The sequence below is a fragment of the Thalassobaculum salexigens DSM 19539 genome (assembly GCF_000423805.1).
Lineage (GTDB): Bacteria > Pseudomonadota > Alphaproteobacteria > Thalassobaculales > Thalassobaculaceae > Thalassobaculum > Thalassobaculum litoreum.
This window is the reverse complement of sequence record NZ_AUIR01000015.1, coordinates 45,616-55,142: the sequence shown is the minus strand read 5'-3', so window position 1 is coordinate 55,142 and position 9,527 is coordinate 45,616. Positions and strand designations below refer to the sequence as shown.

The window sequence follows — 9,527 nt, the reverse complement described above, 5'->3', positions numbered from 1 at the left end:
CTTCGCCTCCGACACCTCAAGGCCGCCGTACTTCGAACGCCACTTGTAGAAGGTCGCATCGCTGATCCCGTGTTTGCGGCAAAGCTCCGCCGCCGACAGGCCTGCCTGATGCTCCTTCAGGATCCCAATGATCTGTTCCTCGCTGAACCGACTGCGCTTCATCGTCCATCTCCTCGTCAGAGGAACAGACTAACCTCACAATGCGGAAGTTTCAGGGGAGCAGGTCAACATGCCCTTGCGTGATCGTGCTGCGCAAGTTGGGTATGCAGGAAAAGATACCTTCCAGAATCACAACGCCGTCGAACCGGCATCTCCGAAACGAGAGCGCCCTCAAACGCTTGGCGCCTGCACTGGTTTGCGGAGAAAACACAAAGGCGCCTCCAACGCTTGCGCCGGTGAAGGAAACGGCGCCGGCCCCGAAGGCCGTGTGGGCGAATGAAACGTCGCCGCCTCCGAACCTCGCGTTGACGAAGTATACGTCGCCATCCCCGAACGTCGCGTTGACGAAGTAGACGTCGCCGTCCCCGAACCTCGCGTTGGCGAAGTTGACGTCGCCGGCCCCAAACGTCGCGTTGGCGAAGGAGACGTTGCCGGCCCCGAACGTCGCATTGGTGAAGGAGACATCGCCGTCCCTAAACGTCGCGTTGGCGAAGGAGACGTGGCCGGCCCCGAAGGTCGTATTGGCGAAGTATACGCCGCAGTCCCCGAACCTCGAATCTTGGAAGGATACGCTGCCGTACCCGAACGTCGCACCGTAGAATGAGACGCGGCTTCCCCGGAATCTCGCGCCCTGGAAGGATACGCCGCCATTCCCGAACGTCGTGTCTTGGAAGTCGACGTCGCCGAACGACACGCTGGCGAAGGAGACATCGCCATCTCCAAACGCCGCGCCGACGAAGTAGACTTCGCCGTTTCCAAACTTCGCGCCGAAGAAGTTGACCTCTCCGTCCTCGAACCTCGCGCCCTGGAAGGATACTCCGCCGTCCCCAAACGTCGTGTTGGCGAAGGAGACGTGGCCAGTCGGAAACTTGTACCAAGAGAACGAAACCTCATCCCCCTCGGCAACGAGCTCGCCGAAGTTGACGCCCGTGAAAAGCACCGTTGCGACCGGATTCGCCTCGACCCAGGCATTCCATGCGTCACGCCCCTGTTTCCAGAGCGCGATTGAGTCGTCCCTGCCAAGTTTGATCGGCTCGTCAGCCATGGCCCGTTCCCCTTCTCAATCTGCAATTGAGCGGGATGGTACCCTGCGTTGATGCGCAGGCCCCAAAGAGTCCGGGAGCGCGCATGGTTATCGTCCGGTCTTTCTCTACCGGCCCGGCTGACGGTTACTCGTAGCCCTTCGGCGCGACGAACCCGCCGATTTCGCGTTCCATCATCTTGGCGAAGGCGATGGCCCGCTTGTCGTGGCCGTGCGGGGCGACGATCTGCAGGCCGACCGGCAGCCCGTCGCTGGCCAGGCCCACCGGCGCCACGGTGCTCGGCAGGTTGAACGCGCCGGTGTAGCCCGCCCAGAAGAGCTGGTCGGTCACCGGCACCAGCTTGTTGTTCACCACGATCTTGCGGTGGATGCGCTCGCCCTCCTGGTCGTGCGGGAAGGCGGTGGTCGAGGCGATCGGGCAGAGCAGCAGGTCGACCTCCTCGAACAGCGCCTGCCAGGTCTCGCGCATCTGGTTGCGGCGGTTGTTCAGCTTGATCCAGTCGCGGTGCAGCATGGTGTTGCCGCGCGCCATCTCGGAGATGTAGCTGTCGTCGTCGTCGCCCAGCTCGGCCAGCAGCGCGTGCTGCTTGGCCATCTCCTCGTCGTTCACACGGCCGGAGGTGGCGGCGCGCAGCAGGCGGATATAGAGGCTGTGCGCCTCCTTGGTGTCAAAGGCCGGCTTGGCGCCCGACACGATCTTCATGCCCTTGGCCGCCAGCGCATCGATCGCCTTCTGCAGGGCGTCGGTGAGCACCGTGTCCTGGTCGAGGTTCTGGTCCTCCAGCACCACCGCGACCTTGAAGTCGCCCGGCTCGCGCTGGGTGGCTTCCGGCAGGGTCAGGGTCCAGCAGGCGGCGTCGAGCCCGTGCGGTCCGGCCATGATGTCGAGGGAGATCTCCAGATCCTCGGCCGAGCGGGCGAGCGGGCCGATCACCGAGATGTCGGACGGGGTGATGGTGCCCGGCATCGCGTGGCCGCGCGGCGGCAGGATGCCCCAGGTCGGCTTGTGGCCGTACACGCCGCAGTAATGGGCCGGGTTGCGGATCGACGCGCCGATGTCGGATCCCGCCTCCAGCCCGGTCAGCCCGGCCGCCAGCGCCGCCGCCGATCCGCCGGAGGACCCGCCCGGCGTGCGGCTCAGATCCCAGGGGTTGTTGGTGCTGCCATAGACCGGATTGAAGCTCTGCCAGTCGGCCAGCAAGACCGGCACGTTGGTCTTGCCGAACACCACCGCCCCGGCCGCCTTCATGCGGGCGACGGGCACGCTGTCCTCGTCGGGGACATTCTTCGCCAGATGCTCCAACCCCCAGGTCGTCGGCATGTGGACCGCGTCGTAGCTCTCCTTGAAGGTCATCGGCACGCCGTGCAGCGGGCCGGAGACCTCGCCCCGCGCCAGGGCGGCATCGGCGTCGTCCGCCGCCTTCCGCGCGCCCTCGTAATCGGTGGCGATGATCGCGTTCAGCGGCGGATTGTACTTCTCCACCCGCGCCAGATAGTGCTCGAGCAACTCGCGCGACCCGATCTCCTTGGAGCGGATCTTGGCGGCGAGTTCATGCGCGGGCGCGAAAGCGATGTCGGTCATGGGACGGCTCCGGAAAACGGACGGACGGGGTGTCGAGGCGGGTCCTGCAGGCAGGGCCGTTAGCGTGACCCAGTCCCGCACGGCGATCAACTCACCGATCCGGTCGCGCCTCTGGCTTTCGAAAATGCGAAAATTATCATAGGGTGTGCGATATCGCACAAACTTCAGTTGACGCGCGACTCCTGCATACCGTCGTATGTCAATCCTTGGCGCAGAGTGACTTGGCACGGATACCTGGAATGGATGGCGACCAAAATTGGCCCGCTGAGCTGGATCTCACAGCTCCCGCGCACGTGGCCGCCTATGCCTACTGGCGCGCGCGCAAGCCGAGCGAGTCCCTGGTGCCGTCGCGCCACGACATCGACCCGCTGGAGATGCCGCGCACGCTGCTGCCCTGGATCAATCTGATCGAGGTCCACCGGAAGCATGGGAACCTGAGCTACCGCCATCGGCTGGTCGGGACCGGTATCGTCGACATGCGCAACCGCGACGGCACCGGGCGCTGGTTCGAGGACCTCTACGACCACGCCCGCCTGGCGCGGGTCCACCGGGTGCTCGATCCCGTCGTCCAGGACGGCCAGCCACGCGTCCTGCAGGACGATCTGGGCAATACCGGCCGCGCCTACCGCACCCTGCATTCCCTGGTGCTGCCGCTGGCCGCCGACGGGGTCACCATCGACATGCTGATGGCGGTCGCCCATTACGAGTAGGCGTCGTCACGCCGCCGCCGTGTCGCCAGTTCCGGCACCACCCAGAAGACCGTCATCGCCGCCAACATGAAGCCGCTCGAGATCACGAAGCCGACCGTATAGCCGCCGGTGAGGTCGTGCAGGAAACCGGCGAGCCAGGTGCCGATCGCCGCCCCCAGCCCCTGCCCCGTGGTGATCGTCCCGTAGATCGCGCCGATGCCCCGCCCGCTGAAGATCGTGGCGGCCAGGGTGGAGATGATCGGCCCGCGCGCGCCCATGGACCCGCCGAAGAACAGCACGAAGCCGACGACGAAGGCGAAGCCCGGATGCACCTGCACCAGGGCGAGCGACACGATCCCCACCAGGGTCGCGATATAGGTGACGCTGACCGTCACCCGGTTGCCGTAGCGGTCGGCGGCGGCCCCGACCACGAGCATGCCGAAGATCGACAGCATGCCGGCGAAACCGAAGGCGCTGGCGGCCTGGATCGGCGCGAAGCCCTGCTCGACCAGATAGGCGACGGTCTGCAGGGCGACGCCGTATCCGGCCACGGCGGTGAAGAAGAAGGCGAAGAACAGCGCCCAGAACGGCCGGGTCCGGATCGCCCGGGCGATGCCTTGAGTCGGCAGCCCGGCACTCGCCGCCGGTGCGCGCTCGACCACCCCCGCCGTGATCCGGCGCCAGGGCAGTAGCGCCACCGGCACGGCGAGCAGCAGGATCGTGCCGCCGATCAGCCCGTACCCGCCGCGCCAGCCGACGCTGTCCACCATCACCTGGGCCAGCGGCGCCAGCACCAGGGTGCCGGTGCCGAGCCCGGCCGAGGCGATCGCCATGGCCGTGCCCATGCGGGCGTCGAACCAGCGGCTGATCAGGATCGAGCCCGGAATCATGCCCAGGGACGCGATCCCCAGCCCGCCCATGACCCCGACGGTCATCGTCAGGTGCCACAGGTTCTGCATCTGCCCGGCGAGCCAGAACCCGCCGCCCAGGGAGATCAGGCCGAAGACATAGAGCGCACGGCCGCCGAACCGGTCGAACGCCGCCCCGACGAAGGGCGAGGCCAGGCCATTGGCCAGCATGTAGACGGAATAGACCGAGGTGAGATCGGCACGGTGCCAACCGGTCTCCTCGCCGATCGGCAGCAGGAAGACCGCGTAGGTCTCTCCCGCCCCGCGGGCCAGAGCATTCAGCAGAAAGCAGAGGGCGAGCACGCCGAGAGCGGCCCAGCCAGTCTTGGAGCCGGTCTTGCGCATGGGCGAAGTCTAGAAGGGCCGTTCCGCCCTGCCTACCCACCACGCGCCTAGGCCGTCCGCTCTACCGTCCGCTCGGCCGTCCGCTCGGCCGTCGACCGGGTGCCCGCCCTGATGCGCCGGCGCAGCGGCGTGAGCAGAAGCGGCAGCAGCGCGACCGCGAGCCCCGCCGCCAGCACCCACCAGGCCGGCCGGATGGTGTCGGGCAGCATCAGGTTCGCCTCCAGCACCCGCAGCGGCGGCACACTGGTGCCGGCCCAGAACCACAGCGCCTCGACCCCGGCCGTCAGCAGGCCGCCGGCCACGGCGATCGCCGCGAGAACCAGGGGCGACGTAAGGGACATCCGGCGCTTTGCCGCCAGCCGATACATCCCAAGCACCAGCAGGAAGCCGGCGATCAGGCTGGCCTCGTAGGCCTGGATCTTGGTCTGCATGAAGAAATGCACCGCCCCCAGGGCCGCCGCCGGATAGACCAGCATGTGCAGCTGGTTCCAGCGCCGCCCCAGGCGCCGGACCATGCCGTCGAAGCTGGTCGCGCCCAGCGCCGCCAGGATGACCAGGGCCACGAACCCGATGGTGAGGTAGGTCCGCAGTACGACCTCGCTGGCGACCTTCGGCAGGTCGAAGCCCTGATCGGCGATGTAGAGCCCGACATGCAGCAGCAGGTAGGCGAGCGCACTGACCCCGAGCATGCGGCGGACGGAGATCAGCCGGGGATAGGACAGGATCCGGATCGCCGGGCTGACCGCGAGCGAGACGGTGAGGATGCGGATCGCCCAGTCGCCGCTGCGGTGGATCGCCTCGTCGAACGGCCGCGCCCCGAGCCCGCCCAGCACCGCGTCGGCACCGAGGAGAACCGCCGGGACCGACACGGCGACCAGCGTCGCGATCTTCAGTCCGGAAACCCGTCCGGCCCGGTCATGCCACAGCGCCATGCGATCCTTCCGATGGAAATTGTCTTGGTCCGCCGGGGTTTGCCGGCGGTGTCGAGCCGAACATGAGGGGCGGACGCCCCGCCGTCCAGGCATCCGGCGACACACGGCCGATCACCATCGCGGCATCCTGGCCGGGCCTTATGTAGGTCCAGGCCTGCGGTTCACGACACTCGTGCCACGGCACCGGTTGGCAGCGGCGCGCGACACCCCCACCATAAGGGGCGATCGACCTCACAGCCTGTCCGGTGCCATGCCCCTGATTTCAGTTCTCGACCAGTCCCCGATCCGTGCCGGCGCCACGCCGGGCGATGCGGTCGCCGAAACCATCGAGCTCGCCCGCCTGGCCGACCGGCTGGGCTTCCACCGTTACTGGGTGGCCGAACACCATTCGTCGGAGGGTCTCGCCGGCTCGGTGCCGGAGATCCTGATCACCCGGCTGGCGAACGAGACCCGGCGGATCCGGGTCGGGTCCGGCGGGGTGATGCTGCCGCATTACGCGCCGCTGAAGGTGGCGGAGACGTTCCGCATGCTGGAGGCGATGTATCCCGGCCGCATCGATCTCGGCATCGGCCGCGCCCCCGGCTCCGACCAGCGCACCGCCCGGGCGCTCGCCTATACCCGCGATCCGATCCCGATCGAGTATTTCCCGCGCCAGGTCCAGGACCTGATGGACTGGATGGACGGGCGGCTGGAGGACGACCACCCGTTCCGCGGCGTCACCGCCCAGCCGGCCGGCCCCTCCTCGCCGCCGGTCTGGCTGCTCGGCTCCAGCGACCAGGGCGCCCAGGTGGCGGCCCATTTCGGCACCGCCTTCTCCTTCGCCCATTTCATCACCGAGGGCGGCGAGCCGGTGGTGGAGATGTACAGGAAGCGGTTCCAGCCCTCCTCGACCCTGTCCGAGCCCCAGGCCAATATCGGCGTCTTCGTGATCTGTGCGGAGACCGAGGAGGAGGCGAAGTACCACGCCGCCTCGCGCGATCTGTGGCGGGTGCGGCTCGACCAGGGCCACATCACCCCGATTCCGACGCCGGAGGAGGCGCTGAACTACGACTTCACCGAGTCCGAACGCGAGCGCGCCGCCTTCCACCGCCGCCGCAACATCGTCGGCACCCCGGAGCAGGTCCGCGAGAAGCTGGACGCGGTGATGGCGCGCTACGGCGTCGACGAGGCAGTGGTGGTGACGATCACCCACGACCATCAGGCCCGGCTGAAATCCTACGAACTGCTGGCCCAGGCCTACGACCTGGCCCCGGCGGCGCAGGCGGCGGAGTAGCCGGGGTCAGTCGGCGTACAGCTCGTCGCGCAGGGTGTTCCAGAGCCGCTTGCGTTCGCGCGAGGAGCGGATCTGACGGGTGCGTGGACTGCTCGGGACGATGCGCGGATCGTCGCCGTCCGGCCGGATGTCGAAGCTGCGGGTCGCGGCGATCGGCAGGTTCTCGGAGGCGTAGTGGGCCATGACCAGGATCTCGACGCAGTAGCGCCCGGTCTCCAGGTCCAGCGAGCCCGAGCCGGCGCTGTCATAGGCGCGCTCGATCACGCTCTCGAACGATCCCAGATCCATCATCTCGCCGGGCTGCAGCGGTCCCTGATGGGTCTGCTCGCGCACGTCGCCGCCCTTGCCGGTATCGGACGGGCGGCGGACATCGGTGATCGGGTGGGTCGAGGCACCGTTGTCGGAGCGGATCGAGACGGTGACGCTCATCACGTAGATGATCTGGGCGCTCATGTTGCAGATCATGCAATGGGCGCTCGCCCGCTGGCCGCCGCCGCGGGTGATCAGGATGGACGATCGCTCGTTCCGGCGGATGGTCTGGATGAACAGCCGCAGATAGATCAGCCAGATCAGCACCATCGCCGCGTTCACGCCGACGCTGAGAAGCTGGGAGTGGTTCTGGATCCAGGACAGCATGGGGCACTCTGAGGTCATGAAACGCACACGGCGCGGGACCTTCTGCTAACGGCGCAGCAGGCGGATCGTTCCGAGATCGATGTCGCCCAGGCCAACCCACATCACTCCCCGGCCTTGTGCCGGGGCAACCGCCGGGAGGTGGACGGGCCGGTGAGAATCAGCCGCTTGCCCGTCACGCCGCCCCGCTCACCCCGGCACAAGGCCGGGGAGCAGGGGATGGTGGGTTGGAGATATCGAGGAGAAGGAATGAAGGTGCCCGTTCGAACCGGGCACGCGCGTCACTCCGCCTCGAACCAGTCCGCCGCGACCTCGGCGCCGGCGATCACCAGACAGCATTCGCCGGTCGGCTGGGTGCCGCGACCGGCGAGGAACGCCTTCACCTCGCTCAGCCGCCCGCGCACCACCTCCTCGTGCAGCTTGGTCAGCTCGCGCGCCAGGGCCGCGGGCCGGTCGCCATAGACCTCCAGACACGCGTCCACCAGCTTGCCGATGCGATGCGGGCTCTCGTACAGCACCAGGGTGTGCGGGCTGGCGAGGTCCACTTCCAGGAAACGCTGGCGCTGGCCGGATTTCTTCGGCGGGAAACCGCGGAAGGTGATGCCGTGCACCGGCAGACCCGACAGCACCGCCGCCATCACGAAGGCCACCGGGCCCGGCACCATGGTGATCTCCACGCCAGCCCGCGCCGCCGCGCGTACCAGGGTGAAGCCCGGATCGCTGACCCCCGGCGTGCCGCCGTCGGTCGCCACCGCGATCCGCTGGCCCTGCCCGGCCCATTCGACCAGGGTCGCGGACATGTGGCGCTCGTTGTGCTCGTGATAGGCGACCATGCGCTTCTTCAGCCCGGCCGCCTGCAGCAGCCGGCCGGTGCGCCGGGTGTCCTCCGCCGCCACCACGTCGGCCTTCTCGAAGGCCTCGCGGGCACGCGGGCTCAGGTCGTCCAGGTTGCCGATCGGTGTGGCCACCAGCTCGATCATGCCGTCTCTCCAGTGGGCAGCTTGCCGGGGGGAAGCTTGCGGATCCGGCAGACGAAGAACGCCTCCAGAAAGTCGCTCGGCACCACCCGCATGGCATGGCGCAGGTCGGGATGGTAGCTGCGCCCCTCCCATTTCGCGAGGCCGGGACGGCCCTCCGGCACGTCGACGCCGATCGGCTCGATCGCCGCGTCGGCGTTGTGCCGGACCAGATGGTCGACCGGGGCCTCGTTCTCCTCCGGCGCGATGGTGCAGGTGGAATACACCAGCACCCCGCCGGGGCGGAGCTGCTTGAAGGCGGCGACCAGCATGCGCTGCTGCAGCCGGCTCATCTTCTCGATGCGGTCGGGCGTCCAGAATTTCAGCGCGTCGGGCCGCGACAGATCGGCCATGCCCTCGCCCGAACACTGGGCGTCGAGCAGGATGCGGTCGAAGGTGGCGTCGAGGAACTTGTCCAGGTACTGGCCCTGGATTTCCGTCATATCTGTGATCTCGACACCCAACAAATCAACCACTTCCTGGAGTTTCTTCAGACGCGCCCTGATCCCGTCATTGACGTGCAGCCGGGCCTTGTTGCCGGTGAGTGCGGCGATATGGGCCGCCTTGCCGCCGGGCGAGGAACAGATGTCGAGGATGTCCTCCCCGGGTTGGGGGTCCATGGCGAGGCCGGGGATCAGCGACGCAGCGTTCATCACATAGACCTCGCCGGCCGCATGGATCGCGCTCTCGGTCACCGCCTTGCGGTCGCCCAGGATGTGGAAGGCATTCGGGCACCAGGGAATCGCCTCGACCTCGGTGAGCGATTCAAGATCGGCCCGGATCTCGTCGACGGAGCGGGATTTCAGCGGGTTGATCCGCACGCTGGAGCGCAGCCCTCCGCTGGCGAGCCGCTCGGCCTCATAGGGCTTCACCTCCCAGACGGAAGCCGCACGGGCCAGGAAGGCGTCGCGCCGGCGCTGGTCGGCGGGATGGGGGCGCTTCGCCATG

The 9,527-nt window shown here is 67.8% G+C and carries 10 protein-coding genes; 2 read left to right on the top strand and 8 right to left on the bottom strand.

The window, feature by feature from the left end; all coding sequences use genetic code 11:
* The 3 genes from tnpA to G578_RS0104120 form a co-directional block, all read right to left on the bottom strand.
* A partial coding sequence (tnpA, locus tag G578_RS0104130; RefSeq protein WP_028793178.1) for an IS66 family insertion sequence element accessory protein TnpA occupies positions 1-162 on the bottom strand: 162 nt, incomplete at its 3' end.
* A 49-nt stretch (positions 163-211) separates the two neighbouring features.
* The gene (locus tag G578_RS28150) at positions 212-1,204 is read right to left on the bottom strand and encodes a pentapeptide repeat-containing protein (protein WP_051243893.1); all 993 of its coding nucleotides are present in this window, start codon (positions 1,202-1,204) and stop codon (positions 212-214) included.
* Positions 1,205-1,328: 124 nt separating this feature from the next.
* On the bottom strand, positions 1,329-2,783 hold the full coding sequence (locus G578_RS0104120; protein ID WP_028793177.1) for an amidase: 1,455 nt from the start codon (positions 2,781-2,783) through the stop codon (positions 1,329-1,331).
* Between the two features lie 239 nt (positions 2,784-3,022).
* Between G578_RS0104120 and G578_RS0104115 the strand changes: the two genes are divergently transcribed.
* The gene (locus G578_RS0104115; protein WP_084618681.1) at positions 3,023-3,493 is read left to right on the top strand and encodes a PAS domain-containing protein; all 471 of its coding nucleotides are present in this window, start codon (positions 3,023-3,025) and stop codon (positions 3,491-3,493) included.
* On the opposite strand, the gene G578_RS0104110 is transcribed toward G578_RS0104115, so the two are convergent.
* Positions 3,484-4,725, bottom strand: a complete 1,242-nt coding sequence (locus tag G578_RS0104110; protein ID WP_028793175.1) for an MFS transporter — start codon at positions 4,723-4,725, stop codon at positions 3,484-3,486. The two genes, G578_RS0104115 and G578_RS0104110, sit on opposite strands and share 10 nt — an antisense overlap.
* Before the next feature lie 47 nt (positions 4,726-4,772).
* Complete coding sequence (locus G578_RS24615; protein ID WP_084618680.1) at positions 4,773-5,657, bottom strand: protein-methionine-sulfoxide reductase heme-binding subunit MsrQ; 885 nt, start codon at positions 5,655-5,657, stop codon at positions 4,773-4,775.
* A 250-nt stretch (positions 5,658-5,907) separates the two neighbouring features.
* Here G578_RS24615 and G578_RS0104100 point away from each other — a divergent pair, with 250 nt between their 5' ends.
* Entirely contained in the window at positions 5,908-6,930 is a 1,023-nt protein-coding gene (locus G578_RS0104100) for an LLM class flavin-dependent oxidoreductase (protein WP_028793174.1), read from the top strand.
* A gap of 6 nt (positions 6,931-6,936) precedes the next feature.
* On the opposite strand, the gene G578_RS24610 is transcribed toward G578_RS0104100, so the two are convergent.
* The 3 genes from G578_RS24610 to G578_RS0104085 form a co-directional block, all read right to left on the bottom strand.
* Positions 6,937-7,566 (bottom strand): hypothetical protein, encoded by a 630-nt coding sequence (locus G578_RS24610; protein ID WP_051243890.1) that lies wholly within the window; start codon positions 7,564-7,566, stop codon positions 6,937-6,939.
* Between the two features lie 278 nt (positions 7,567-7,844).
* Positions 7,845-8,543 (bottom strand): 16S rRNA (cytidine(1402)-2'-O)-methyltransferase, encoded by a 699-nt coding sequence (gene rsmI / locus G578_RS24605; protein WP_051243886.1) that lies wholly within the window; start codon positions 8,541-8,543, stop codon positions 7,845-7,847.
* A complete protein-coding gene (locus tag G578_RS0104085; RefSeq protein WP_028793173.1) occupies positions 8,540-9,526 on the bottom strand; it encodes an RsmB/NOP family class I SAM-dependent RNA methyltransferase in 987 nt (328 codons plus the stop codon). The genes rsmI and G578_RS0104085 overlap by 4 nt, the downstream gene beginning before the upstream one ends.
* Position 9,527 lies beyond the last annotated feature (1 nt).